1 protein-coding gene is annotated in these 340 nt (G+C 64.1%); it reads right to left on the reverse strand.

Features of this window, described 5'->3' with window-relative positions; all coding sequences use genetic code 11:
• Nucleotides 1-77: 77 nt before the first annotated feature.
• A partial coding sequence (gene tnpB / locus ACH107_RS33655) for an IS66 family insertion sequence element accessory protein TnpB (RefSeq protein ID WP_412509907.1) occupies nucleotides 78-340 on the reverse strand: 263 nt, incomplete at its 5' end.

The raw sequence follows: 340 nt of genomic DNA on the forward strand, positions 1-340 counted from the left end.
GGGCCGAGCAAAAAGCCCTTGAACCCGAAGCCGTCACGGGGGTTAAAATGGCGGCCTAACCAGCGCAACGCGCTGTCTCAGAACCGTGCCCCGGTACAGGTCCCGTCCCAGAACAGGATCTTCAACCGGTCAGCCCGCTTCGCGCGGAACACGAACACCGTGCCGGTGAACGGATCCTCCGTAAGCACAGACTGAACCAGCGCCGCCAACCCGTCATGGCCTTTACAGAAATCCACCGGCCGCGTCGCCACCAGGATGCGCACCCTGTGCGTCGGCATGATCATGTCCGTCATCCCACCGCCCGCACGATCTCGGCAATCCGTGCCGCCGAAGTGCCCGC

Source organism: Roseovarius halophilus (ex Wu et al. 2025), assembly GCF_047086965.1.